Raw genomic sequence first — 26,053 nt, forward strand, 5'->3', positions numbered from 1 at the left:
CGGACATCACGAGCCGAGGGTATCCGATCCGCTGTCGCCGTCGCCGCCGTCGCGGGCCGCCGCGGAGCCTGCCGGGGCGGCGGGGGCCGCTGCCGATGCGGGGACGGCATCCGACATCGGCAGACCGGCCGGGGCGTCGGGCACGTCCTCGACGGACAGCCGCTTGCGGAACACCCAGTAGGTCCAGGCCTGGTAGGCGATCACCACCGGAGTCATGATGACCGCGGTCCAGGTCATGATCACCAGCGTGTAGTGGCTCGACGAGGTGTTCTCGATGGTCAGGTTGAAGGCCTCGTCGGTCGACGAGACCATCACGTTGGGGAACAGCGCGCCGAAGAGCAGCGCCACGGTGCCGGCGATGGCGACGCAGTTCGCGACGAAGGCCACGCCTTCCCGGCGGGCGAACGCCGCCGCCACCATGGACACCGCACCGAGAGCAGCGACGGCCGTGATCGCCCAGGTCCAGTCCTTGCCGTAGGCGAGCTGCGTCCACAGCAGGAAGGAACCGGCGATCACCAGGGTGAGCACCGACAGGCCCGCGGCCGCGCGGGCGGCATCGTCGCGCATGGCGCCCTTGGTCTTGAGGGCGATGAAGATGGCACCGTGCGTCGCGAACACCACGGCGGTGGTGATGCCGCCGAGCAGCGCGTACGGATTGAGCAGGTTCCAGAAGCCGCCGGTGTAGACGTGGTTGGGGCCGTCCATCTCGATCGGCACACCGCGCAGGATGTTGGCGAAGGCCACGCCCCACAGGATCGCCGGCACCCAGGAGCCGATCCCGATCCCCACGTCGCACCACGCCCGCCACTTCGGGTCGCTGATCTTGCCGCGCCATTCGATCGCGCAGACCCGCACGATCAGGGCCAGCAGGATCAAGAAGAGCGGGATGTAGAAGCCGGAGAACATGGTGGCGTACCAGCCGCCGAAGGCCGCGAACAGCGCGCCGCCGGCGGTGATCAGCCATACCTCGTTGCCGTCCCACACCGGGCCGATGGTGTTGATGATCAGCCGGCGTCGCTTGTCGCCGTCCGGATGGTCGCGCCGGCCCAGGAAGGGCAGCAGCATGCCGACGCCGAAGTCGAAGCCCTCCAGTACGAAGTACCCGACGAAGAGCACCGCGATCAGGATGAACCAGAAGTTCTCGAGAGTCATGGCAGTACCTCCCTAGTACGCGAAGGAGAGCGGTTTGTCGTCGCTCTCTTCGTCGTCGACGGCCAGTTCGGGGTCACCGGCGGCGGCCGGCCCCTCCCTCACGTAGCGGCGCTCGAGCATGAACCAGGCCACGCCCAGCGCGCCGTAGAGCAGGGTGAAGATGATCAGCGAGGACAGCACGGTGCCGGCCGAGTTGAACGACACGCCGTCCTGCACCAGCATGTGGATCTTGAACGGGTCGGCCTCCTCCGGATCGGCCCAGTTGGGCACCACCACCCACGGTTGGCGGCCCATCTCGGTGAAGATCCAGCCGGAGGCGTTGGCCAGGAACGGGGTGGGCAACAGCCAGAGCGCCGCGGTGGCCACCTTGCGCGGCACCTCGGTGCGCTTCCTGCGCAGCAGCCAGAGTCCGCCGACTGCCACCAACACCGAGCCGAGCGCCCAGGTGATCATGGCGCGGAAGCTCCAGTAGGTGACGAACAGGTTGGGCGAGAAGTTCTGCCCGCTCATGTCCACGCCGGCCTCGGCGAACTTCTGCTCGTACTCGGCCTGCAGATCGTTGACGCCCTTGACCTCGCTGTCGAAGGTGTGGTCGGCCAGGAACGACAGCATGTTGGGAATCATGATGACGTGGTCGATGTGGTCGCAGTTGTTCTGCGTGCCGATACTCAGCACGGAGAACGCGGCGCCCTTCTCGGTCTCGCACAGCGATTCGGCGGCGGCCATCTTCATGGGCTGCTGTTTGAACATCAGCTGCCCCTGGCTGTCGCCGGAGACGATCACCCCGATGCCCGAGGCGATGATCATCCAGAGGGAGAACAACGCCACCGGCCGCCAGAGGACGCGGTTGTCCTCGCGGAGCTGTTCGGCGTCGGCGTTCACCTGACTCGGCGCGGTGGTCTCCGGCACCAGGCTCTGGTCGCCGGCGGCCGCCTCGAGTTGCTTGGCCCGGTAACCGTTGCGGGCCAGCCACCACAGGCAGATGACGGCGACGACGGTGGCCGCGGTGAGCCAGGCACCGAGGATCACGTGCGGGAACGCCACGAGGGTGGTGTTGTTGGTGATCACGGCGAGGAAGTTGTTCATCTGCGGACGCTGCAGCTGCTCGTTCCACTCCACGCCCACCGGGTGCTGCATGAACGAGTTGGCGGCGATGATGAAGTACGCCGAGGCGGTGACGCCGATCGCCACCAGCCAGATGCACGCCAGGTGCACCTTCTTGTTGAGCCGGTCCCAGCCGAAGAACCACAGTCCGAGGAACGTGGATTCGAGGAAGAACGCGACCAGGCCCTCCATCGCCAGCGGCGCACCGAAGACGTCGGCCACGAAGCGGCTGTACTGGCTCCAGTTCATGCCGAACTGGAATTCCTGCACGATGCCCGTCGCGACGCCGAGGGCGAAGTTGATCAGGAAGATCTTGCCGAAGAACTTGGTGGCCCGAAGCCAGGCCTCGTTGCCGGTGCGCAGCCAGACGGTCTGCATGACAGCGATCATCGGTGCCAGACCGATGGTCAACGGCACCAGAATGAAGTGGTAGACGGTGGTGATCCCGAATTGCCACCGTGAGATGTCGACGACGTCCACGCGCGGTACCCGCCCTTCTATGACGATTAGTCGTACTACGAAATGTAGTAGAGATCGTGAGATCTACGCATCCAATTCCTTGGACACCCCCTGGCGCAATGGTCGATCACGGTAGGCAGTTGTGCGGGCTGCGCACAGGATCGACCGTCTCCATCTTCACCGCAATCAGCGCTCGCCCGCGCGCTTTCCGGACAATTCCCCGAAACGACGGACGCTCCGGACGAGCCGCTCAGATCAGGGCCGTACGCTCGGCATACGCCGGTACCGGCACGCTCGGCGCACCGGTCGCCGGACGCCCGTCGATCGCGGTCACGCGGGCGGCCAGGGTCACCGACGACACCAGCCACACCGCCTCCGCAGACCACAGATCGCCGACGGTGAGTCGTTGCTCACAGCAGGGTATTTGGTCCTGTGAGGCCAACTCGAAAACGGCTTCCTGAGTGGTCCCCGGAAGGATTCCGCCGGTCCGCGGCGGCGTCAGCAGCACCCCGTCGCGTTCGACGACCACGCTCGCCCGCGGACCCTCGAGCACCGCGCCGTCCTGGTCGACGAAGATCGCATCGCCGGCACCGAGCCGGGCGGCGTGCCGCAGCGCCGCGGTGTTCTCCGCATACGCCAGCGCCTTGATCCCGGCCAGCTGCCACGGCGCCGCAGCGGCGGTCTCCGGCCGGCGGCCGCGGTCGAGGGTGATCACTGCGACCCCGCCGGCCCGGACCTCGGCCACTCGCGGCGGCACCGGGGTCACCATCACGTAGCAGGTGGGCGGACCGTCCGGCACGCCGTCGCGGCCGCGCGCGTGGACGATCCGCAGCATCCCCTCCACGCCCGGCTGCGTCTCTGCGAAGACCTGTGCCGCCGTGGCCACCGCCGCCGGCAGCGACGGCGGCGGCAGCGGCAGCTCCAGCACCCCGGCTCCGTCGGCCAGCCGATCCAGGTGCCGTCGCAGATTGCCCGGGTGCCCGTCGCGCACCAGCAGGGTCTCGAAGACGCCGTCGCCGCGCAGCGCCGCCGCCTCGTCGGCGAACAGCAGCGGCCGGGACGGGTCTCGCACGGCGCCGTCGGCGGAGACCAGGATCATGCCGACCAACCTATCCCCACCTCTCCCCCGGAGTTCGGGCCTGGGCGACGGGCGCGACCCCTCGTAGACTCGGGGTATGTCGCACACCGCCGATCAGCGTTCGCCGATCCTGCTCGCCCACCCCGACGCGATCCCCACCCTCGAAGGCGATCCCAGCCCCGGCGTGGCCTGGCATTACGGCGACCCACTCGGCGAGCAGCGGGCAGCCGGCCGGGGTGCGGTGGTCATCGACCGCAGCGACCGCGCCGTCATCGAGGTCGCCGGCGCCGAACGGCTGAGCTGGCTGCACACCATCTGCAGCCAGCACCTGACCGAGCTGGCCGACCGCCGCAGCGCCGAGGCGCTCTCCCTCGACGGCAACGGCCGGATCGAGGACCACTTCGTGCTCACCGACGTCGACGAGATAGCCTGGGTCGACACCGAGCACGCCCGCGGCGCCGCGCTCACCGACTTCCTCACCAAGATGATCTTCTGGGCCGAGGTCGACGTGGCCGCCCGTCCCGACCTGGCGGTGCTCACCCTGATCGGACCGCAGGTGCGCACCGGCCCGATCGCCGAGCTGCTCGAGATCCCGGCCGACGCGCCCGTCTATGCGGCCGCCGAGCTGCCCGAGATGCATCACGACGAGGAGCCGCTCGGCTTCTGGCGCATCATGCCGCCGACCGGCGAGGACCGCGCCCTGCCGGTGGTGGACCTGGTGGTGCCCGAGAGCGAGCTGCGCCAGTGGTGGACCGAGCTCACCGAGGCCGGCGCCACCCCGGCCGGCATGTGGACCTTCGACGCGCTGCGGGTGGCCGCCGCCCGGCCGCGGCTGGGCCTGGACGTGGACGAGCGCGCCATTCCGCACGAGGCCGACTGGATCGGCGGGCCCGCCGAGTTCGGCGCCGTGCACCTGGACAAGGGCTGCTACCGCGGGCAGGAGACGGTCGCGCGGGTGGCCAACCTCGGGCGGCCCCCGCGGCGGCTGGTACTGCTCCACCTGGACGGCAGCGCCGCGGGCCGCCCGTCGACCGGCGACGCGGTGACCGCCGGCGGGCGCGCCGTAGGCCGGGTCGGCACCGTGATCGACCACCACGAGCTCGGGCCGATCGCCCTGGCGCTGATCAAGCGGTCGGTGCCGGTCGACGCCGAGCTGCTGGCCGGACCGGCCGACGATCCGGCGGCCGCGGTCGCCGCCCGGATCGACGCGAGCTACTACACCGCCGACGATCAGGTGCCTCCCGGCCGGGCCGCGCAGCAGCGCCTGAGGTCGTAGATAACCGCTGGTCAACGCACTGGGCGCGCGGAGAGGAGTACCGAGCGGCATAATCCGCGCATTCGCGGTAGACTGAGGCCAGGAAAATAACTAATGGACGAACGGGGCCGCCACGACGTTGGCCGCCCCGTCATTGTGCGAGGGGGTCCCCCATGGGCCGTGGCCGGGCAAAAGCGAAGCAGACGAAGGTTGCTCGCCAGCTGAAGTACTCCACACAGAACACAGACCTCGAGAGCCTGCAGCGAGAGCTGTCCGGCGACAGCGGGAAGTCGTACCCGGCTTCCGACGACTGGTCGGATGAGGACAGCTGGCGCAGCGAAGAGGAGTGGCGGCGCGCCTGACGCCGCCCGCGCACAAGCTCGCAAAGCCCTGCGCCCACCCACGCGGTGGGCGTGGGGTTTTCTGCGACCGTGCCCGTCGTCAGATCACCGCAGAGACAGCTCACCGTCGCAGAGACAGCTCACCGTCGCAGAGACGACTCGACCCCGGAGACGATCACCTCTCCCGGGCCTGCCGCAGTATGCGCTGAGACTCAGAAGCGCGCGTGGTCGCCGACCAGGGTGGCCGCGCCCGGGGCACCGGCCTGCTCGCCGCGCTTGACGCTGCCGAGCACCCAGTTGTTCACGTGCCGCGCGGTCAGCACGGCCTGCGCGCGATCGGTGTCCTCGGGGGCCACGATCGCCACCATGCCGACACCCATGTTGAAGGTGCGCTCCATCTCCAGGCGCTCCACCCGCCCGCGCTGGGCGATCAGCGAGAACACCGGGGCCGGCGTCCAGGAGCCGCGCTCGAGTTCGGCCTCCAGACCGGCCGGAAGCACCCGCGCCAGGTTGTCGGCCAGCCCGCCACCGGTGACGTGCGCAAAGGTGCGCACCTCCGTCTCGGCGGCCAGCGCCAGGCAGTCCTTGGCGTAGATCCGGGTCGGCTCGAGCAGTTCCTCGCCGAGGGTGCGGCCGAACTCCTCGACGTGACCGGACAGATCCATGTGGCCCCAGTCCAGCAACACCTTGCGGGCCAGCGAGTAGCCGTTCGAGTGCAGGCCCGACGATCCCATCGCGATCACCACGTCACCCGGACGCACCCGGTCCGGTCCGAGGATCGAGTCGGCCTCCACCACGCCCACGCCGGTGGCCGAGATGTCGTAGTGGCCGTCTTCCATCAGGCCCGGATGCTCGGCCGTCTCGCCGCCGAGCAGCGCACACCCGGCGTCGTAGCAGCCGTCGGCGATGCCGCGCACGATATCGGCCACCATCTCCGGGACCACCTTGCCGACGGCGATGTAGTCCTGCAGGAAGAGCGGCTCGGCACCGCACACCACCAGGTCGTCGACGACCATCGCGACCAGGTCGCGGCCCACGGTGTGGTGAACGCCCATCGCCTGCGCCACGGCCAGCTTGGTGCCGACGCCGTCGCTGGAGGCGGCCAGCACCGGCTCGCGGTAGTCGCCCTTGAGGGCGAACAGTCCGGCGAATCCACCGAGGCCGCCCATCACCTCGGGACGGGTCGCCCGCTTGGCGTGCGGTGCGAACAACTCCACAGCGCGTTCACCGGCGTCGATGTCCACTCCGGCGGCCGCATACGAGGCCCCCCCTGCGGTGCCGGCGGGGTTGTCGGCAGAGCCGTCCGTCATGGCGATTGCACTCCTGAATTGAAAGACCAGCGATGGAAAACCATCATTACGCTACCCGAGCAGGCACCCCGGGCGGATATCGCCGCCCGGATCCGTCCGGCGCCGGTCCCGCTCCGGGCGGCGCCGACGGTCACGGCCGCATGATGGCGCTGACGTTGTCGTTGGTGACGCTCAGCGGATCGACCATCTCATCGGCGGCCGCGTTCTTCATCATCGTCTCGAGCACCGCCTTGCCCATCGAGGTCTCGGTGGGCAGTTCGATCGGGTAGTTCCCGTCGAAGCAGGCCGCGCACAGCGCGGAGCGCTCCTGGCCGGTCGCGGCCACCATCTCGTCGATGCCGATGTAACCGAGCGAGTCGGCGCCGATCGCCTGCCGGACGCCCTCGACCATGCCCTCCTCGGATTCCATGCCGTTGGCGATGAGCTCGGCCGGAGAGGCGAAGTCGATGCCGTAGAAGCACGGCCAGCGGACCGGCGAGGACGCGATGCGCACGTGCACCTCGACGGCGCCGGCCTCGCGCAGCATGCGGATCAGGGCGCGCTGGGTGTTGCCGCGGACGATCGAGTCGTCGACCACCACCAGGCGTTTGCCGCGGATCACCTCGCGCAGCGGATTGAGCTTGAGCCGGATGCCGAGCTGCCGGATGGTCTGGCTGGGCTGGATGAAGGTGCGGCCGACATAGGCGTTCTTCATCAGGCCCTGCCCGTACGGGATTCCGGACTCCTGCGCGAAGCCGACGGCGGCGGGGGTGCCGGATTCGGGAACCGGGATCACCAGATCGCCCTCGGCGGGCTGTTCGCGGGCCAGCCGCCGGCCGATCTCCACCCGGGTCGAATGCACCGAGCGGCCGTTGATGACGCTGTCCGGCCGGGCCAGGTACACGTACTCGAAGACGCAGCCCCGCGGGGTCGGCTCGGCGAAGCGGCTGCTGCGCACGCCGTCGGCGTCGATCGCCAGGAGCTCACCGGGTTCGATGTCGCGGACGAAGGAGGCGCCGACGATGTCGAGGGCCGCGGTCTCCGAGGCCACCACCCAGCCGCGGTCGAGCCGGCCGAGGGAGAGCGGCCGGACACCGTGCGAGTCGCGCGCGGCGTACAGGGTGTTCTCGTCCTGGAAGGTCAGGCAGAAGGCGCCGCGCAGCGAGGGCAGCAGTTCCAGCGCCGCCTGCTCGAGGGTCTTGTCGGCGGCCTCGTAGGCCAGCAGCGCGCCCACCACGTCGGAGTCGGAGGTGGCGGCTTCGGAGCTGCCGTAGATGCCGAGCTGCCGGGCGCGGTCGGCGAGGTCGGCGGTGTTCACCAGGTTGCCGTTGTGGCCCAGCGCGACGCCGTTGCCGGCGGCGGTGTGACGGAAGATCGGCTGGGAGTTCTCCCAGGTGGTGGAGCCGGTGGTGGAGTACCGGCAGTGTCCGACGGCGACGTGCCCGACCATCGAGGCCAGCGTCTGCTCGTCGAAGACCTGGCTCACCAGTCCGAGATCCTTGAACACCAGCACCTGTCGGCCGTCGCCCACCGAGATGCCTGCGGCCTCCTGGCCGCGATGCTGCAGCGCGTAGAGGCCGTAATAGGCGAGCTTGGCGACGTCCTCCCCCGGCGCCCAGACGCCGAAGACACCGCATTCTTCGCGAGGTTCGTTTTCGGGTTCGTCGAGGTTCAGCAGGTTGCGGGAGTGAATCGACAGGTCAGTCACCAGGACGCTCCGATTTCGTCGGGCCAGACGGGCGTACCGCCGAGTTTACGGACAGTTCGCGCTGTTGCCTAACCATCGCGGGAAGGTGTGATGCGGGCGATGGGCAGCAGTGCCCCGATGTCGGCCGCGCGGTGGCCCGAAACGCTGACCCGATGATCGTCGATCGCCTGGTCCAGATCGAGTAGGCCGGTGGCCAGCAGCAGCCAGGTCCGCGGATCGGTCTCCACCACGTTGGGCGGGGTGCCGCGGGTGTGCCGGACCCCTTCGAGGCACTGCACCGCCGCGAACGGCGGCACCCGCACCTCCACTGTCGACCCCGGCGCGTCCTGGGCCAGGGTGCGGACCGTCAGCCGCACCGCGGCCGCCAGTTCCGGACGAGACGGCGCCGGGCGGCTCTCGTCGTGCAGCCAGTCGGCCACCGCCAGCACCGCCGACCGGGTCTGCGCCGGATCGATCGTCTTACGGGTCACCACGATCGACGATTCTAAAGCGCCCGCAGCCGCGCCCGACACTTAAGGTTGGGGCGTGACCCGCACAGCAGACCTGCACACCCACACCAGTTTCTCGGACGGCACCGATTCGGTGCCCGAGCTGCTGGCGGCCGCACTGGCCGCCGGGCTGACCACCGTCGGGCTCACCGACCACGACACCGCGGCCGGCTGGGCGGTGGCCCGCGACGCGGTGCCGGCCGGGCTGCGGGTGCTGCCGGGCACCGAGTTCTCCACCAAGCATCCGGCGCCGGACGGCGAACTGGTGTCGGTGCACCTGCTCGGCTACCTGTTCGACGAGCACGATCCGGCGATCACCGCGGAATGGCAGCGGATGCGCGACGAGCGGGCCGGTCGCGGACAGCGGATCGTCGAGAACCTGATCGCCGGCGGCTATCCGATCACGCTGCAACGGGTGCGTGAGCTGGCCGGGCCGAGCGCCATCGCCCGGCCGCACATCGCGCGGGCGCTCATGGAGGCCGGTGCGGTGACCTCGGTCGGCGAGGCCTTCGATGAACTGCTCGACGAGAACGGGCCGTTCTATGCGGCCCTGCGCTCGACCTCGCTGCGCGAGGGGATCGCGATGGTGTCCGCCGCCGGCGGCGTACCGGTGATCGCCCATCCGCGGGCCCGCCAGGCGTCCGCCGTGCTGACCGCCGAGGTGATCGCCTCCCTGGTCCCGCTGGGTTTGCGTGGCCTGGAGGTGGACCACCCCGATCACGACCAGGCCGCCCGCACCGAACTGCGCGGCATCGCCGCCGAGCTGGGTCTGCTGACCACCGGTTCGAGCGACTATCACGGCGCCAACAAGACGCTGCGGATCGGCCAGGAGCGCACCGCCGACGAGGTGGTCGAGCAGATCATCGAACTCGGCGTCACCGCACCGATCAGCCGCTGACCGCACTCGGCGCGGCCGGGTCCTCAGCCTCTTCCGGCGGTTGACCCCCTATTTTTCCGACGGTTGTCCCCTTTTTCTCCGACGGTTGTCGACTGTGTGTCGGCCGTGCGCCTGCTGAGCGCCCCGGATCTTCCCTACCATCGAGGCATGGGCGAGGACGTGCGCCGTCAGCAGTTCACCGGAGCGGACCGGGTCCGCTTCCGCGAGCGCCTCGCGCGCGGCACCGAGGCGATCGCCCGGATGCTGGCCGACGGGCTGTTCACCGATCAGGGCCGGCCGCCCGAGCCGCTGCTCGGGATGGAGGTGGAGCTCAACCTGATCGACGGGGCCGCCAATCCGGCGATGGCCAATGCAGCGGTCCTCGAGGCGATCGCCGATCCGGACTATCAGACCGAACTCGGCCAGTTCAACATCGAGATCAACGTCTCCCCGCGGCCGTTCGTCGGCGGCGACACCGTCACACTCGAGGAGGCGCTGCGCCGCTCGCTCAACCAGGCCGAGGCCGCGGCGGCGGGCACCGGCAATCATCTGGTGATGGTGGGCATGCTGCCGACGCTGCGCACCAGCCACTTCGCCCACCACTGGATCTCGGCGAACCCGCGCTACGACCTGCTCAACGAGCAGATATTCGCCGCCCGCGGGGAGGACATCGAAATCGACATCCTCGGTGTGCCGCTGACCGAGCACGCCCCGGCCGAACGGCTGCACACCACCACCGACTCGATCCTCCCGGAGGCGGCGTGCACCTCGCTGCAACTGCACCTGCGGGTGGCTCCGGAGGACTTCGCCGATCATTGGAACGCCGCCCAGGCGATCGCCGGGGTGCAGGTGGCCATCGCCGGGAACTCGCCGTTCCTGGCCGGGAAGGCGCTCTGGCACGAAACCCGTATCCCGGTCTTCGAGCAGGCCACCGACACCCGGCCGCTGGAGCTGAAGAATCAGGGGGTGCGGCCGCGGGTCTGGTTCGGCGAACGCTGGATCACCAGTATCTTCGACCTTTTCGAGGAGAACACCCGCTACTTTCCGGCCCTGCTGCCCGTCTCCTCCGAGACCGACCCGCTCAGCGTCCTCGACGACGGTGAGATCCCGGCTCTCGACGAGCTGCGGCTGCACAACGGCACCGTGTATCGGTGGAACCGGCCGGTCTATGACGTGGTCGACGGGCGGGCGCATCTGCGGGTGGAGAACCGGGTGCTGCCGGCCGGGCCGAGCGTCGTCGACGTCATGGCCAATGCCGCCTTCTACTACGGCACGGTGCGCGGCCTGGTGGAGGCCGACCGGCCGCTCTGGTCGCAGATGTCCTTCGACGCGGCCCGGGAGAATCTGTCCCTGGGCGCCCGGCACGGTTTCGAGGGCGGCCTGTACTGGCCCGACATCGGCTGGGCGCGCCCCGGAGAGCTGGTGCTGCGCCGGCTGCTCGAGGTCGCCGACCGCGGCCTGACCTCGTACGGGGTGTCCGAGGCCGCCAAGTCCCGGTACCTGGACGTCATCGCCGGGCGGTGCGTGAGCGGGCAGACCGGCGCGGTCTGGCAGCGCCGGGCGGTGGCCGCCCGGGAGGAGGCCGGCGAGTCCCGGGACCGGGCGCTGCACGGCATGCTCACCGACTACGTGACCCTGATGCACGAAGGCGAGCCGGTGCACACCTGGCCGCTGTAGCGGACCTCGCCGGCAATCGGCCGCGCGCCGCCGCCCGATCAGCCGACCAGGCCGCGACCGGTCACCAGCGGCATGTCCAGGGCGGTGAGCAGTCCCGGTTCGGCGGCGACCACCGCGGGCACCGAGTTCACCAGCCGCTGCGCGGTGACGATCATGCCGGAGACGTTGTGGTCGCCGTGGCGGCCGTGGTGGCTGAACTCCACGGTCATCTCCGGCTCGCCGCGGACGACGATCCGGTAGCAGCCGTCGCCCTCGTTCGGCGACGGCCAGTCGGGACACTGCTCGGGGTGAGTGCGGGTGTAGTGCTCGAGCACCACCCGGTCCACACCGCCGACCTGGCCGGCCACCTCGAAGTGCAGGGCGGCCAGCGTGCCCTGCGGGATCTCGCAGGAGACGGTCGAATAGTCGCGGTCGGCGGGCACCTTCTCCACCCGCTCCACCAGTTCCCCGTCGAGGTCCACGCCGAGCCCGGCGGCGATCTGGCGGACCACCGACCCCCAGGCGAGCCCGAGCACCCCGGGCGAGGAGAGCACCGCCGGGAAGTCCAGCGGCTGCCCGAAGCCGAAGAGCTGAGACATCACCACCGGCTGGTAGTAGGTCGAGTAGTCGGCGATCTCCTGACAGCGGACCTCGTCGATCTGCTGCGAGAGACTGGTCATCGCCAGCGGCAGCACATCGTTGGCGAAGCCCGGGTCGATGCCGTTCACGTGCAGGGTGGCCCCGCCCGCCGTCGCCGCAGCGGCGATCGGGTCGATCATGGTCTCCGGCAGCAGGCCGTACGGGTACTGCAGGATGACAGGTCCCGACGAGACCACGTTGATGCCGGCCGCCAGAAAGGCGGTGAGGTCGCCGATCGCCTCGACGACCCGATCGTCGGTCATCGCGGTGTGCACGACGGCATCGGGTTTCAGCGCGATCAGGGCGTCGCGGTCAGCGGTGGCGATCACCCCGAGGTCCCGGTCGAGGCCGGCCAGCCGGCCCGCGTCCACACCCTCCTTGGCCGGATCGGAGACCCACACCCCCACCAGTTCGAGGTCGGGATGCCGATCGATCCCCGCGATGGCGTGCTTGCCGACAGTTCCGGTGGACCATTCCACGACGCGCAGAGTCATACCTGCACACTAGAACACGTTCTAATTGCTGTCTCCGGGATCGACCGGCCCGGGCCGCCCGCCGATCCCGGGACCGCCCGTCCATAGGCGGCCGCCGGGGTAGGTTCGGGGCATGCCCGCCGACCCCGCCCCGATCGCCGTGCGCCTGGGCGCACACCAGATGCGGCTCAAGTGGCATCGAGCGCGCCGGCGCGCCGACGACGTGCCGTTCACGGCCGCACGGATCGCCGAGGGGATGACCGCCGGGGCCAGTGTGGAGGTGGACCTGCGGATCCACCGCGATCGGGGCTTCGCGATCCTGCACGACGATGCGCTGCGCGGGGCCACCGACGGCCGCGGCCGCGTGCACCGGTCCTCGGCCGCCCGGCTGCGCACCCTGCACCTGCGCGACGCCGACGGCGAGCCCACCCGGGCCACCGTCCAGCTGCTCGACGACCTCCCGCCGCTCTTCGCGCGCCGGCCTCCGGCCTCCGGCGCGGTCCTGCAACTGGACTTCAAACAGGATGCCCGAGCCCTCGACGAGGCCGCCGTCGCCGCCTTCGTCGCGGCCACCGAATCCATTGCGCCGCACCTGATCCTCTCGTGCGGCGACGCCCGAGCGGTCCAGGTGCTCACCGACGCGGTGCCGGCCATGGCGGTCGGCTACGACCCGTGTCATCACGGCGCGGCGGACGCAGTGCGGCGATCCGGCGACTTCGCCGGATTCGTGGAGCGGGCCTGCCTGGCCTCGCCGCGGGCGAGCACCATCTACCTCGAACTGCCGTTGCTGCTCACCGCCGCCGACCGGGGCGTGGACCTGGTGGATGCCTTCGCGCAGCGCGGCCGGCTGGTGGACGCGTACACGCTCGGCGGGCGGGTGAACCACGGCTGGCTGCCGATCGTCGACCGGCTGCTGAGCCTGCGCACCGGCCAGCTCACCACCGACGATGCACAGGGTCTGGCCGAGCTCATCGGATGAGCGGCGGCCGGGCCCGGCGACGGGACGGTCAGACGGCGGTGCCGAAGAGCCGCGGCAGGGTGCCCTCGTGCACCTCGCGCAGTTCGTCCAGAGTGATCGAGAACTGGTCCTGGACCTCGAGCGAATCACTGCCCTGGTCCACCACTCCGATGCGCGTCCACGGCATCCCGCGGGCGCCGAGCATCGCGGTGAAGCGCGACTCCTCGGTGCGCGGCACGGCCACCAGCATCCGGCCCGCCGACTCGGAGAACAGCCAGACGAACGGGTCGGCGTCCTCGGGAAGCAGGATCCGGCAACCGGTCTCGCCGGCCAGCGCCGACTCGGCGGCCGCCTGGATCAGACCGCCCTCGGAGAGGTCGTGCGCCGCCGAGATCAGTCCGTCCCGGGAGGCGGCGACGAGGATCTCGCCGAGCAGCTTCTCGTGATCGAGGTCCACCTGCGGCGGCACCCCGCCGAGGTGGTCGTGCTGCACCTGCGCCCAGATCGAGCCGTCGAACTCGTCGCGGGTCTCACCGAGCAGGATCAACGTCTCCCCCGGCTCGGTGCCGAAACCGGTCGGCACGCGCCGGTCCACGTCGTCGATCACGCCGAGCACGCCGACCACCGGGGTCGGCAGGATCGCGGTGGCGCCGGTCTGGTTGTAGAAGCTCACATTGCCGCCGGTCACCGGGATGCCCAGTTGCGCGCAGCCGTCGGCCAGCCCGCGCACTGCCTGGCTGAACTGCCACATCACCGCCGGGTCCTCCGGCGAACCGAAGTTGAGGCAGTTGGTCACCGCCCGCGGCGACGAACCCGACGAGACCACGTTGCGGTAGGCCTCGGCCAGCGCGAGCTGCGCGCCGCGGTACGGGTCCAGGAAGGTGTAGCGGCCGGAGGCATCGGTGGCGATAGCGATACCGCGGCCGGTCTCCTCGTCGATCCGGATCACTCCGGAGTCGGCGTGCTCGGCGAGCACGGTGTTGCCGCGCACGTATCGGTCGTACTGCTCGGTGATGAACCTGCGGCTGCACAGCGCCGGACTCGCCAGCAGCGAGAGGAAGGTCGCGCGCAGCTCGTCGCCGCCGGCCGGCCGGGCCAGCGCCGCGGTGGTGCCGGCGATGAGCGCATCCTGGCCGTCGGGCCGGGCCACCGGCCGCTCGTAGACCGGGCCCTCGTGGGCCACGGTGCGCGGCGGGACGTCGACGACGGTCTCCCCGTGCCAGTCGATCACCAGGTGCTCGCCGTCGGTCACCTCGCCGATCACCGTGGCCAGCACGTCCCACTTACGGCAGACCGCCATGAAGGCGTCCACGTCCTTCGGGGCGACGACCGCACACATGCGCTCCTGCGACTCGCTCGAGAGCACCTCGGCGGCGGTCATCCCCTCGGCGCGGGTCGGCACCGCATCGAGGTCGATGTGCATGCCCCCGTCACCGGCGGCGGCCAGCTCGCTGGTGGCGCAGGACAGTCCGGCGCCGCCGAGATCCTGGATGCCCACGACCAGCTTCTCGCGGTAGAGGTCCAGACAGCACTCGATGAGCACCTTCTCGGTGAACGGGTCGCCCACCTGCACACTCGGCAGCTTCTTGCGCGACGGCCCCGCGCTGCCGTCGTCGTCGAAGGTCTCGGAGGCGAGCACCGAGACTCCGCCGATGCCGTCCAGGCCGGTGCGCGCACCGAACAGGATGATCTTGTTGCCCGCCCCGGAGGCGAACGCCAGATGCAGGTCCTCGGTGCGCAGCAAACCCGCGCAGAGGGCGTTGACCAGAGGATTGCCCTGGTAGCTCGGGTCGAAGACGGTCTCTCCGCCGATATTCGGCAGGCCCAGTGAGTTGCCGTATCCGCCGACGCCGCGCACCACGCCGTCCACCACGCGCCGGGTGTCGGGGTGATCGGCCGCACCGAAGCGCAGCTGATCCATCACCGCGATCGGCCGCGCGCCCATCGCCATGATGTCGCGGACGATGCCGCCCACACCGGTCGCCGCACCCTGATAGGGCTCGACGTAGCTCGGGTGGTTGTGCGATTCGACCTTGAAGGTCACCGCCCAGCCGTCGCCCACGTCCACCACACCGGCGTTCTCGCCGATACCGGCCAGCATTCCGGCCCGCATCTCGTCGGTGGTGGTCTCACCGAAGTAGCGCAGGTGCACCTTGGACGACTTGTAACTGCAGTGCTCGGACCACATCACCGAGTACATCGCCAGTTCGGCGTCGGTGGGACGACGGCCCAGGATCTCGCGGATCCGGGCGTACTCGTCGTCCTTGAGACCGAGCTCGACATAGGGCTGCGGCTGGTCGGGAGTGTCGGCGGCGTGGGAAACGGTATCTACCTGGGCGCTCACACCCGACAGTCTATGTCAGCGCACCCGGTGCCCGTCGCGCGCCGTCGGCGTCCGCGCGGGGTGATCCGGGTCGCTCAGGGCGAGGGCCGACGGTCCCCGTCCGCGCGCCGTCGCTCACGGATCCGCTCGACCGGATCGTCGTCGACGATAAGGCTGTCGGAGCGGCCGTTCGCCGGATGGTCCTGGGCGACCCGCACCGGGAAGGCCTCGTAGCCGCCGAGTCCTGGATCGATGTCCGGGAAGGAGCCGCGCTTCTGCTTCCGCCGGGCCAGGATCAGCAGCCCCAGCGGAGCGAGGCTCAGCACGATCACGATGAGCGAGACGACGATGATCTCGGCGACGCTGGACGACATGTCCGGAGTATCGCCCAGGCGGCGGATCCGGCGCACCGATTCCGGCCTCACGCGTCCGCCGGATGAATTACAGTCGCCAGGCAACAGCTCTGGGGTTCGGGGGGACCATGACTGATCGGCGCCGCCTTGCGCGCGAACTCTTCCACGCCGGCATCGTCCGGCTCGGCATCACCGAGGACGGCCAGGAGGCCGCGGCGCAGCCCGCGGCGGCGCTCGCCGCCTTCCACCGCGCCTGCCGTGCCGATCCGGCGATGGGCGATGCCTGGCTGGGCCGGCTGGCCGCCGGTGACGGTTCCGGCGAGACCCTGCTCGGCCTGTACACCGCCCGCACGACCATCGGCGCCGAGCAGCGGCGGCTGGGACTGCCGCCCGGACTACTGTGCGGGCGTGCGCCCACCGGGATGTTCGTCGACCATCCGGTGGCCGACGCCGATCAGGCGATCGTCGCCTACGCCTGTTCCCTGGTGGCCGGCGGCGACCTGGAATCGGCGCGGTCGGTCTTGGGCGAGGCCGATCCGGAGCTGCCGCTGACCGTCTTCGCGATGGCGACCGTCCTGCTGCGGCAGCGGGACTGGGCGGCGGTGCTGGAGGCGCTGACCGGTGCGGCGCAGTGGCCGGACCCGGTGCTTGCGACCGCTGCCGAGCTGCTGGCCGGGACCGCCTGCGTGCAGTCGGGCCTGTTCGACGAGGGCATCCGCCGGCTCGAGCGGGTGCGCAGCGGTCCGCTGAGCAATGCCCACGCCCAGGCCTGCTTCACCATCGGGATGGCGCTGCGCAGCCGGGGCGACGAGGCCGCCGCCGTCGCCGCCATCGAGGAGGCGTACGCCCTCGATCCCGGTCTCACCGAGGCGGCGAGGGCCCTGGCCGATCCCGGCTACCGGCTGATCGTGGGCGACGAGCCGGCTCCGGAGCCCGGCGCCGGGGAGGCCGACGGCGACGCGGCCGGCGGCCCCGACGAGTCGCTGCTCGCCGAGGTGGAACGCGAACTGGCCGAGCAGGTGGGGCTGTCGGCGGTGAAAGCCCAGGTGGCACGGCTGCAGTCGACGGCGATGCTGGCCCGGGTGCGGGCCGATCGCGGCCTGCGCGCCGGTGAGCGCAGTCTGCACCTGGCGTTCACCGGGCCACCCGGAACGGGCAAGACGACGGTCGCACGGATCGTCGCCAAGCTGTACCGGGCGCTCGGGCTGCTGGCCACCGACACCGTGATCGAGGCGAGCCGCGCCGATCTGGTGGGCACCCATCTGGGCAGTACCGCACCCAAGACCCACGCGGTGATCGATGCCGCACTCGACGGGGTGCTGCTGATCGACGAGGCCTACACGCTGATCCAGGAGGGGCTGTCCGGCGGCGACGCCTTCGGCCGTGAGGCCCTCGACACGCTGCTGGCGCGGATGGAGAACGATCGCGGACGGCTGGTGGTGATCGTGGCCGGTTACGACGACGAGATCGACCGGCTGCTCGCGGCCAACGAGGGGCTGGCCTCCCGGTTCGCGCGGCGGATCCGGTTCACCTCGTACACCCCGGCCGAGCTGACCCGGATCGCCGAGGCTCTGGCCGATCGCCGCGATGCACGGCTCACCGCGCCGGCCGCCGCCGAACTCGAGGCGGTCTTCACCGAGCTGTACGCGGCCGTGCTTCCCTCCCCGGCGGGCGATCGCCGGGCCACCGACGCGGCCGGCAACGGGCGGCTGGTGCGGAACCTGATCGAGGCCGCCGAGGAAGAGCGCGAGCTGCGGCTGGCCGCCGCCGGCGAGCTGGGCGGACTCTCCGAGGCCGAGCTGATGACGATCACCGCCGCCGATGTCCGGGCGGCCTGCGCCGGGCTGCTGTCGGCCCTGCACGGTGCCGCCTGAAACAGGCGCAACCGCCAGAACTTGGGCGACCTGACCGACCGTAGAGGTCGGTCAGGTCGCCCAAATCATGCGACTTCGGGGACGCGCGCCGGTCAGAGCCCCAGATTGCGGAGGATGTCCTCGGCGGTGTGCGCCGGTGTGCCGTCTTCCGGCCGGACCACGATGTCCGCATGGTCAGGACGCTCGTAGGGCGAGTCGATGCCGGTGAAGTCGCGGATCTGACCGGCGCGCGCCTTGGCGTACAGACCCTTGGGGTCGCGTTCCTCGCACTGCTCGAACGGGGTGTCGAGGAAGACCTCGTAGAACGGCAGCCCCTGCGCCTCGTGGATCTCGCGCGCCCGCTGCCGTTCGGCGGCGAACGGACTGATCAGCGAGACCAGCACCACCGCACCGGAATCGGCGAGCAGGGCCGCCACCTCGGCGGTGCGCCGGATGTTCTCGCGCCGGTCGTCGTCGGAGAATCCCAGGTCCGAGTTCAGGCCGTGCCGCAGATTGTCGCCGTCGAGCAGATAGGCGGGCCGCCCCTCGGCCACCAGCCGGCGCTCGAGTTCCACGGCGAGCGAGGACTTCCCCGAGCCGGACAGGCCGGTCATCCAGATGGTCGCACCCCGGTGTGCGCGCTGCTCGCGGGTGACCTTGGTGGTCTGCCACACCACGTCGGTGTCGCGCGCCACCGGACCGGAGATCATGCCGGCGGCCACCGTCGCGTCGGTCTGCTCGTCGATCAGGATGAAGCTGCCGGTCTGCCGGTTACGCCGGTACGAGTCGAAGAGCAGCGTCTGCTGCGCGTGCAGCGACACCCGCCCGATCTCGTTGAGTTCCAGTGCCTTCGCGTTCTCGTCGCGGTGCAGCGTGTTCACGTCGAGCCGGTAGTTCAGCCCGGACACCCTCACCCGGGTCTGCCGGGTGCCGCAGTTGAGGAGGTACGTCGAGCCGGGCTGGAGCCGGGTGCTCTCGGAGAACCAGCACACCATGGCGTCGAGCTCGCGGTCGGCGTGCGGCCGGTTGTTGGGCCGGACGATCATGTCGCCGCGCACGATGTCGATCTCGTCGGCCAGCTCCACCGAAACGGCCATCGAGGCGAAGGCCTCGTCGAGTTCGGCGCCGCCGGGACCCCAGATCCTGCTGATAGTGGTACCGAAACCGCTGGGCAGCACCACCACCTTGTCGCCGACCGCGAACACGCCGCCGGCCACGGTGCCGGCGTACGAGCGGTGGTCGGAGCCGTCGCTGCGCTGCGGCCGGATCACGTACTGCACCGGGAAGCGCGCGTCGATCAGGTTCCGGTCCGAGGCGATGTACACCTCGTCGAGGTGGTCGAGCAGCGGCCGGCCGGTGTACCAGGGGGTGCGCTCGGAACGTTCGACCACGTTGTCGCCGCGCAGCGCCGAGAGCGGGATGAAGGTCAGATCGGTGACGTTGAGTTTGGCGGCGAAGGCCTCGAACTCCTCGCGGATCTGCGTGAAGCGCTCCTCGGAGAAGTCCACCAGATCCATCTTGTTGACGCAGATCGTCAGGTGCGGGATCCCCAGCAGCGAGGAGAGGAAGGCGTGCCTACGGGTCTGCTCGAGCACCCCTTTGCGGGCGTCGACCAGGATGATCGCCAGGTCGGCGGTGGACGCCCCGGTCACCATGTTGCGGGTGTACTGCACGTGCCCGGGCGAGTCCGCGATGATGAACTTGCGGGTGGGGGTGGAGAAGTACCGGTAGGCGACGTCGATCGTGATGCCCTGCTCGCGCTCGGCGCGCAGACCGTCGGTGAGCAGCGAGAGGTCCGCGAACTCGTCACCGCGGCCGGCGCTGGTGCGTTCGATGGCCTCGAGCTGGTCGGTGAAGATCGACTTGGAGTCGAACAGCAGCCGCCCGATCAGCGTCGACTTGCCGTCGTCGACGCTGCCGGCGGTGGCGATGCGCAGCATTTCTCCGCTCATCAGAAGTAGCCCTCCTTCTTGCGGTCTTCCATGCCGGCCTCGGAGATCCGGTCGTCGGCGCGGGTGGCGCCGCGTTCGGTGACCCGGGTGGACGAGACCTCCTCGATCACCTTCTCCGGCGTGTCTGCGTCGCTCTCCACGCAGCCGGTGCAGGTGGCATCGCCGACGGTGCGGAAGCGCACCCGTTCGGTGTGCGAGGTCTCGCCCGGGTAGGTCTCGAGGAACCGGGTCTTGGCCAGCAGCATGCCGTCGCGCGGGACCACCTCGCGCTCGTGCGCGTAGTAGATGGGCGGCAGCTCGATGTTCTCGCGGGCGATGTACTGCCAGATGTCCAGCTCGGTCCAGTTGCTGAGCGGGAAGACCCGGATGTGCTCGCCCTTGTGGTGCCGGCCGTTGTAGAGGTTCCACAGCTCGGGACGCTGGTTGCGCGGATCCCAGGCGCCGAAGGAGTCCCGGAAGCTGAAGACGCGCTCTTTGGCGCGGGCCTTCTCCTCATCGCGCCGGGCCCCGCCGAAGACCGCGTCGAAGCGGTTCTCGGTGATGCCGCGCAGCAGCGCCGCCGTCTGCAGGCGATTGCGGGAGGAGCCCGGTCCGGTCTGCTCGACCACCCGGCCGGCGTCGATGTCGTCCTGCACGGACGAGACGAGCAGGGTCGCACCGGTCTGCGCCACCACCCGGTCCCGGTACTCGATGACCTCGTCGAAGTTGTGGCCGGTGTCGACGTGCATCAGCGGAAACGGCATGGGCGCCGGCCAGAACGCCTTGCGCGCCAGGTGGAACATGACCACCGAGTCCTTGCCGCCGGAGAAGAGCATGCCGGGCCGCTCGAAGGTGGCCGCCACCTCGCGCAAGATGTGCACCGACTCGGCTTCGAGAGCATCCAGATTCGACAACTCGTAGCCGCTCGCGGCTCTGCCGTCAGACATACCCGGCCTTCCGTGATGTGGGCGTGAGAAAACTGCCTAAACGCTAACCCACCGCACCGGCGCCGACCGCACTCAGCGCCGATCACGGCGTGCCCGCGATCATGTGCCGCCGCTCACCGTTGCCGCAGGCACCCGGCAGTCCTAGAATTTGAATGAGTTGAAATAGTTTTTATTTGAGAGGACGCGCGACCATGGCCGACATCGAACTGGACGTCCGGGAGATCCCCAAGCCGCAGCGGCATTCGACGATCTTCACCGCCTTCGACGGACTGCCGGTGGGCGCCGCCCTGATCCTGACCAACGACCACTATCCACAACATCTGCAGGACGAGTTCGAGGCCACCCGGGCCGGCGCCTACGACTGGCGGCCGCTGGTCCGCGATCACCAGGACTACCGGATCCGCATCGGCAAGACCGCCGAGGCCGAGCCGGCCGCACCCGACGGCCCGCCGGCGGACAACCCGGCCGCGGCGCCGGACTCGGCGCAACAGCTCCTGGCCGACGACTGAGCCCCGGGCGGAAGGCGGATCCATGACCTACGTCATCAGCCAGCCGTGCGTGGACGTGATGGACCGCGCCTGCGTGGAGGAGTGCCCGGTCGACTGCATCTACGAGGGGCGGCGCAGCCTGTACATCCACCCCGACGAGTGCGTGGACTGCGGCGCCTGCGAACCGGTCTGCCCGGTGGAGGCGATCTTCTACGAGGACGATCTGCCCGACGAATGGGCGGCCTACCAGACCGACAACGCCGACTTCTTCGCACTGAACCTCCCCGGACGGGACGGGCCGCTGGGTTCACCCGGCGGTGCGGCCAAGCTCGGCCCGCTGCCGGTCGATGCACCCCTGGTCGCTTCCCTCGAACCGCAGGAGACGCCGCCGGACTGACGGACCGCTCGACCCAGACCTACCAACCAAGCACTTGCTAGGTTAGAGTCGGAGGCATGAGTGAAGCCGTCATTCCCCCGCCGCTGGGCCCGGACGATCTGACACCGGATTCGACGCCGATCGCCTACGAGACGGGCGGTCCCGACGGGGCCGTCGCCTACGTGACCCTCAACCGGCCCGACTTCCGCAACGCCCAGAACTCGGTGATGACGTATTCCCTCGACGCCGCCTACCGCAAAGCGGTCGACGACCCCGCGGTGAAGGTGATCGTGCTGCGGGCCGAGGGCAAGCACTTCTCGGCCGGCCACGACATCGGCACCCCCGAGCGCGACTTCAACACCCACTACGAGAACACCGCGACGCTGCACTGGGATCACACCCGCGCCGACGGCGCCCCGCTGGACAGCAATCAGCGTCTGGCCCGCGAGATCGAGGTGTACCTGGGCATGTGCCGCCGCTGGCGGGACATCCCCAAACCGGTCATCGCCCAGGTGCACGGCGCCTGCATCGCCGGTGGGCTGATGCTCGCCTGGTCGGCCGACTTCATCGTCGCCTCCGAGGACGCCTTCTTCTCCGATCCGGTTGCCCGGATGGGCATTCCGGGCGTGGAGTACTTCGCCCACGCGTACGTCCTGGGCGCCCGGCGCGCCAAGGAGATCCTGTTCACCGGGCAGCGCTTCACCGCCGCCCAGGCCCTCGACTGGGGCATGGTCAATCACGTGGTCCCGCGCGATCGGCTCGGCGCCAAGGTCGACGAGCTGTGCGCCCAGATGGTCGAGATGCCGATGCAAGGACTCTTCCTGAGCAAGAAGGCCGTCAACATCTGCGAGGACCAGATGGGCATGCGCACAGCCATGGACTCGGTGTTCGGCTGGCACCACTTCGCTCACGCCGCCAACGACGCCGACACGGGCGATTCCCTCGGCGGCATGGACGCCAAGTCGATGAAGGCGGCCGGCGCCAAGGGAGGCCAGTGATGGATCTGCTGTTCGACGACGCCGCACAGGCCTTCCGCGCGGAGGTGCGCGCCTGGCTGGCCGAGCACGTGCCGGACGGGCCGCTGCCCTCGATGGACACCGCCGAGGGCTTCGAAGCGCACCGCGCCTGGGAGGCCGAGATGGCCGCCGACTCGATGTCGGTGGTCAGCTGGCCCACCGAGTTCGGCGGCCGGAACGAGCCGCTGCTGCACTGGCTGATCTTCGAGGAGGAGTACTACCGGGCCGGCGCCCCCGGCAGGGTGAGCCAGAACGGCATCTTCCTGCTCGCACCGACCCTCTTCGACCACGCTCACCCCGATCAGCTCGCCCGGATCATGCCGCGCATGGCCCGCGCCGACGACATCTGGGGGCAGGCCTGGAGCGAGCCGGAGGCCGGCAGCGATCTGGCCTCACTGCGGTCGACCGCCACCCGCACCGAGGGCGGCTGGCTGCTCAACGGCCAGAAGACGTGGAGCTCGCGATCGAGCTTCGCGGACATGGGATTCGGGCTCTTCCGCACCGACCCCGAGGCGCCCACCACCGGGAGCGAGGCGAGCGGGGTCAAGCGCAGCCGCCACCGCGGCATCACATACTTCATGTTCGACCTGCGCGCCCCCGGGGTCACCGTGCGGCCGATCGCCCAGCTCGACGGAGAGCCGGGCTTCGCCGAGCTCTTCCTCGAGGACGTCTTCGTTCCCGACGACCCGGCCGACCCGGGCGCCTCCGGGGTGATCGGCGACGTCGGCAACGGCTGGAAGGTGGCGATGAGTACGGCGGCCAACGAGCGCGGACTGTCGTTGCGCTCGCCCGGCCGGTTCCTCGCCGCCACCGACAGGCTGCTCGCCCTCTGGCGCGAGCGCCGGGATCAGGTGCCGTCGACGGCGGCCACCGACCGGGGCGTGGCCGACGCCTGGATCGGTTCACGCGCCTACGAGCTGTCCACCTATCAGACCGTGAGCCGGCTGGCCCGTGGCGGACAGCTGGGCATGGAGTCGTCGATCAACAAGGTCTTCTGGTCGCAGTGGGACATCGCCGCCCACGAGACGGCGCTCGATCTGCAGGGCGCCGACGCCGAACTCGACGACCCGTGGACCAGCGGCTACCTCTTCTCGCTGTCCGGCCCGATCTACGCCGGCACCAACGAGATTCAGCGCAATGTGATCGCCGAGCGGCTGCTCGGCCTGCCCCGTGGAGACCGGTGAGACATGGATTTTCTGCTCGATGACATGCACACCGATCTGGCGCAGACCTGCGCCACGATCACCGAGCGGGCCGGCGGCCCGGAACTGGCCCGCTCCTGGGCCGAGGGCGAACGCGAGCCCGCGCTGGCGGTGTACCGGCAGCTCGCCGAATCCGGCATCACCGGACTGGTGGTGAGCGAGGACCACGGCGGCAGCGGCGCCGGGGCCACCGAGATGGTGGTGGCCGCCGAGCAATTGGGCCGCGCCTGCCTGCCCGGCCCGGTGGCCGAGACCGTCGCGGTGGTGCCCACGGCGCTCGTCGCGGCCGGCGCCTCAGCGGCACTGACTGAGCTCCTGGCCGGCACCGCTCCGGCCACCTGCGCACTGGCCCCGGTCACTCCGCGCGCCGCCGACACCGAGGACTCCGCTGTCTACCTGATCGCCGACGGCGCCGTCTGGACCGGGACGCCCGGCGAGACCGCCCGCACGGTCGACCCGTCGCGCAGCGTGGCCGACGTGACCGCCGGGACACAGCTGGGCACCGGGGTGGACCTGGAGTCCGCCCTGGATCTGGGCGCCCTGGCCACGGCCGCACAGCTGCTCGGTCTGGGGTCGGTGATGCTCGAGCTGGCCGCCGACTACGCCAAGAACCGCACCCAGTTCGGCCGGGCGATCGGCTCGTTCCAGGCCGTCAAGCATCACCTGGCCGACGTGGCGATCGCCGTCGAGATGGCCCGCCCGCTGGTGTGGGGGGCGGCCCTCGGACTCGACGGGCTGGTCCCCGACGGTACGCCGGTGCGTCTGGACGTGAGCGCCGCCAAGGTGGCCGCCGGCGATGCCGCCTATCTGGCGGCCCGGCGCAGTCTGCAGGTGCTCGGCGCCATCGGCTACACCGCCGAGCACGACCTCTCGCTGTATCTGACCAAGACCCGCGCACTGCTGACCGCGTGGGGTACCCCGGCCTGGCACCGCCGGCGAATTCTGGAGGCACTGTGAGTACCGCTGGAGCGCAGTCGTCGGCGGCGATCGGCGCTGACGACCGTGCGGCACTGGCCGATTCGATCCGCGACGTACTGCGCCGGCAATCCGATCCGGCCGCCGTGCGGGCCGCCGGCACCGTCCGCGGCCGGCTCGACCGCGACCTCTGGCAGACCCTCTGCGAGCAGGTCGGGGTGGCGGCCCTGGCCGTACCCGAGGCCTACGACGGCGCCGGAGCGAGCTTCGCCGAGACCGCACTGGCCGTCGAGGCGCTGGGCGAGACCCTCGCGCCGGTCCCGGTCTTCTCCTCGGCCGTGCTGGCGGTGGGCGCCGTGCTGCTCTCGGGCGACGAGGATGCCAGCCGCCGGCTGCTGCCGGGGCTGGCCTCGGGCGAGACGATCGGCAGCGTGTGCTGGGCCGGCGCGGCCGGCTGGGACACGCCGGGGGTGACCGCCGAGGCCGGATTGCTCAGCGGCACCGCCGAGTACGTGATCGACGGCGAGTCCGCCGACGTCTTCCTGGTGCTGGCCGGACCGGACCGGATCACCCTGCACGAGGTGGCGGCCGACGCCCCCGGTGTCACGGTGACCCCGCTGCCGGTGCTCGATCCCACCCGCCCGCTGGCCCGCGTGCAGTTCGATCAGACTCCGGCACAGGCGGTCGCCAGCGCTCCCGGCCTGGCCGACCGGCTGCGCACCCTGGCCTGGGCGCTGCTCTCGGCCGAGCAGACCGGCGGGGCCGCCCGCGCCCTGGAACTGACCACCGCCTACACGAAGGCGCGCAAGCAGTTCGGGCGCGAGCTGGCCTCGTTCCAGGCGCTCAAGCATGCGATGGCCGACATGTACGTCACGGTCGAGGCGATGCGCTCGCTGTCGGCGGCGGCGGTGGCCGCGGCGGCCTCCGCGGCCCCGGATGCCGACGAGCTGGCGGCGGCCGCTCACGTCTACTGCTCCGAGGGGTATTCGCAGGTGGCCGGTCAGGCGATCCAGCTGCACGGCGGCATCGGCATCACCTGGGAGCACGACATCGGGCTGTTCTTCAAACGCGCCCGCGCCGACGCCCTGCTCTTCGGCGCCCCGCACAGCGCCGTCGACCTGCTCGAACTCTGACCCGTCCGGGCCGCCGGGCGCACTGTTGCATCCTCGTTG

General features: G+C 70.4%; 23 protein-coding genes. 12 read left to right on the forward strand and 11 right to left on the reverse strand.

The genetic code is table 11. From position 1 onward, the window contains the following. Window positions 1-6: 6 nt before the first annotated feature. From cydB to ACJMNC_RS08630, 3 genes are all read right to left on the reverse strand, one after another. Window positions 7-1,152: a cytochrome d ubiquinol oxidase subunit II gene (gene cydB / locus ACJMNC_RS08620; protein ID WP_408947529.1), complete on the reverse strand. Its 1,146-nt coding sequence runs from the start codon at window positions 1,150-1,152 to the stop codon at window positions 7-9. A gap of 12 nt (window positions 1,153-1,164) precedes the next feature. After that, the gene (locus ACJMNC_RS08625) at window positions 1,165-2,736 is read right to left on the reverse strand and encodes a cytochrome ubiquinol oxidase subunit I (RefSeq protein WP_408947530.1); all 1,572 of its coding nucleotides are present in this window, start codon (window positions 2,734-2,736) and stop codon (window positions 1,165-1,167) included. A gap of 229 nt (window positions 2,737-2,965) precedes the next feature. Continuing rightward, on the reverse strand, window positions 2,966-3,814 hold the full coding sequence (locus ACJMNC_RS08630; RefSeq protein WP_408947531.1) for an aminodeoxychorismate lyase: 849 nt from the start codon (window positions 3,812-3,814) through the stop codon (window positions 2,966-2,968). 76 nt (window positions 3,815-3,890) lie between these two features. Between ACJMNC_RS08630 and ACJMNC_RS08635 the strand changes: the two genes are divergently transcribed. Then, window positions 3,891-5,069, forward strand: a complete 1,179-nt coding sequence (locus tag ACJMNC_RS08635; protein ID WP_408947532.1) for a YgfZ/GcvT domain-containing protein — start codon at window positions 3,891-3,893, stop codon at window positions 5,067-5,069. A 152-nt stretch (window positions 5,070-5,221) separates the two neighbouring features. Next, a complete protein-coding gene (locus tag ACJMNC_RS08640) occupies window positions 5,222-5,410 on the forward strand; it encodes a DUF3073 domain-containing protein (RefSeq protein WP_408947533.1) in 189 nt (62 codons plus the stop codon). Between the two features lie 191 nt (window positions 5,411-5,601). Here ACJMNC_RS08640 and purM read toward each other — a convergent pair whose 3' ends face one another. From purM to ACJMNC_RS08655, 3 genes are all read right to left on the reverse strand, one after another. Beyond that, window positions 5,602-6,699, reverse strand: a complete 1,098-nt coding sequence (gene purM, locus ACJMNC_RS08645; RefSeq protein ID WP_408947534.1) for a phosphoribosylformylglycinamidine cyclo-ligase — start codon at window positions 6,697-6,699, stop codon at window positions 5,602-5,604. Between the two features lie 130 nt (window positions 6,700-6,829). Then, window positions 6,830-8,386: an amidophosphoribosyltransferase gene (gene purF / locus ACJMNC_RS08650; RefSeq protein WP_408947535.1), complete on the reverse strand. Its 1,557-nt coding sequence runs from the start codon at window positions 8,384-8,386 to the stop codon at window positions 6,830-6,832. Window positions 8,387-8,454: 68 nt separating this feature from the next. Next, window positions 8,455-8,856, reverse strand: a complete 402-nt coding sequence (locus ACJMNC_RS08655; RefSeq protein ID WP_408947597.1) for a sterol carrier family protein — start codon at window positions 8,854-8,856, stop codon at window positions 8,455-8,457. A 55-nt stretch (window positions 8,857-8,911) separates the two neighbouring features. Between ACJMNC_RS08655 and ACJMNC_RS08660 the strand changes: the two genes are divergently transcribed. Together ACJMNC_RS08660 and ACJMNC_RS08665 are read left to right on the forward strand one after the other, a co-directional pair. Continuing rightward, complete coding sequence (locus ACJMNC_RS08660) at window positions 8,912-9,772, forward strand: PHP domain-containing protein (RefSeq protein WP_408947536.1); 861 nt, start codon at window positions 8,912-8,914, stop codon at window positions 9,770-9,772. 147 nt (window positions 9,773-9,919) lie between these two features. Further along, entirely contained in the window at window positions 9,920-11,428 is a 1,509-nt protein-coding gene (locus ACJMNC_RS08665; RefSeq protein WP_408947537.1) for a glutamate--cysteine ligase, read from the forward strand. Window positions 11,429-11,466: 38 nt separating this feature from the next. Here ACJMNC_RS08665 and ACJMNC_RS08670 read toward each other — a convergent pair whose 3' ends face one another. Next, window positions 11,467-12,540, reverse strand: a complete 1,074-nt coding sequence (locus tag ACJMNC_RS08670) for a diacylglycerol kinase (protein WP_408947538.1) — start codon at window positions 12,538-12,540, stop codon at window positions 11,467-11,469. Window positions 12,541-12,652: 112 nt separating this feature from the next. On the opposite strand from ACJMNC_RS08670, the gene ACJMNC_RS08675 reads away from it, so the two are divergent. Next, window positions 12,653-13,498: a glycerophosphodiester phosphodiesterase family protein gene (locus tag ACJMNC_RS08675; RefSeq protein WP_408947539.1), complete on the forward strand. Its 846-nt coding sequence runs from the start codon at window positions 12,653-12,655 to the stop codon at window positions 13,496-13,498. A gap of 28 nt (window positions 13,499-13,526) precedes the next feature. Here ACJMNC_RS08675 and purL read toward each other — a convergent pair whose 3' ends face one another. After that, window positions 13,527-15,821, reverse strand: a complete 2,295-nt coding sequence (purL, locus tag ACJMNC_RS08680) for a phosphoribosylformylglycinamidine synthase subunit PurL (RefSeq protein ID WP_408947540.1) — start codon at window positions 15,819-15,821, stop codon at window positions 13,527-13,529. Window positions 15,822-15,895: 74 nt separating this feature from the next. Next, entirely contained in the window at window positions 15,896-16,174 is a 279-nt protein-coding gene (locus tag ACJMNC_RS08685) for a hypothetical protein (protein WP_408947541.1), read from the reverse strand. A gap of 107 nt (window positions 16,175-16,281) precedes the next feature. Here ACJMNC_RS08685 and eccA point away from each other — a divergent pair, with 107 nt between their 5' ends. Then, window positions 16,282-18,027, forward strand: coding sequence for a type VII secretion AAA-ATPase EccA (gene eccA / locus ACJMNC_RS08690; protein ID WP_408947542.1), 1,746 nt, complete (start codon window positions 16,282-16,284; stop codon window positions 18,025-18,027). Between the two features lie 92 nt (window positions 18,028-18,119). On the opposite strand, the gene cysC is transcribed toward eccA, so the two are convergent. Both cysC and cysD read right to left on the reverse strand, forming a co-directional pair. Further along, window positions 18,120-19,958: an adenylyl-sulfate kinase gene (gene cysC / locus ACJMNC_RS08695; protein ID WP_408947543.1), complete on the reverse strand. Its 1,839-nt coding sequence runs from the start codon at window positions 19,956-19,958 to the stop codon at window positions 18,120-18,122. Further along, on the reverse strand, window positions 19,958-20,884 hold the full coding sequence (gene cysD / locus ACJMNC_RS08700) for a sulfate adenylyltransferase subunit CysD (RefSeq protein WP_408947544.1): 927 nt from the start codon (window positions 20,882-20,884) through the stop codon (window positions 19,958-19,960). The genes cysC and cysD overlap by 1 nt, the downstream gene beginning before the upstream one ends. A 191-nt stretch (window positions 20,885-21,075) precedes the next feature. Between cysD and ACJMNC_RS08705 the strand changes: the two genes are divergently transcribed. The 6 genes from ACJMNC_RS08705 to ACJMNC_RS08730 are packed head-to-tail and all read left to right on the forward strand — an operon-like array spanning window position 21,076 to window position 26,014. Further along, entirely contained in the window at window positions 21,076-21,393 is a 318-nt protein-coding gene (locus ACJMNC_RS08705) for a DUF2249 domain-containing protein (protein ID WP_408947545.1), read from the forward strand. A 22-nt stretch (window positions 21,394-21,415) separates the two neighbouring features. Continuing rightward, complete coding sequence (fdxA, locus tag ACJMNC_RS08710) at window positions 21,416-21,769, forward strand: ferredoxin (protein WP_408947546.1); 354 nt, start codon at window positions 21,416-21,418, stop codon at window positions 21,767-21,769. Window positions 21,770-21,825: 56 nt separating this feature from the next. Further along, window positions 21,826-22,746: an enoyl-CoA hydratase gene (locus ACJMNC_RS08715; RefSeq protein WP_408947547.1), complete on the forward strand. Its 921-nt coding sequence runs from the start codon at window positions 21,826-21,828 to the stop codon at window positions 22,744-22,746. Next, entirely contained in the window at window positions 22,746-23,948 is a 1,203-nt protein-coding gene (locus ACJMNC_RS08720; protein WP_408947548.1) for an acyl-CoA dehydrogenase family protein, read from the forward strand. Before ACJMNC_RS08715 ends, ACJMNC_RS08720 begins: the two co-directional genes overlap by 1 nt. A 3-nt stretch (window positions 23,949-23,951) precedes the next feature. Beyond that, window positions 23,952-24,923, forward strand: coding sequence for an acyl-CoA dehydrogenase family protein (locus ACJMNC_RS08725; protein ID WP_408947549.1), 972 nt, complete (start codon window positions 23,952-23,954; stop codon window positions 24,921-24,923). Continuing rightward, window positions 24,920-26,014, forward strand: a complete 1,095-nt coding sequence (locus ACJMNC_RS08730; protein ID WP_408947550.1) for an acyl-CoA dehydrogenase family protein — start codon at window positions 24,920-24,922, stop codon at window positions 26,012-26,014. The genes ACJMNC_RS08725 and ACJMNC_RS08730 overlap by 4 nt, the downstream gene beginning before the upstream one ends. The last annotated feature ends 39 nt before the right edge of the window (window positions 26,015-26,053 follow it).

The sequence above is a fragment of the Gordonia sp. VNK21 genome (assembly GCF_046098115.1).
Classification (GTDB): Bacteria; Actinomycetota; Actinomycetes; order Mycobacteriales; family Mycobacteriaceae; genus Gordonia.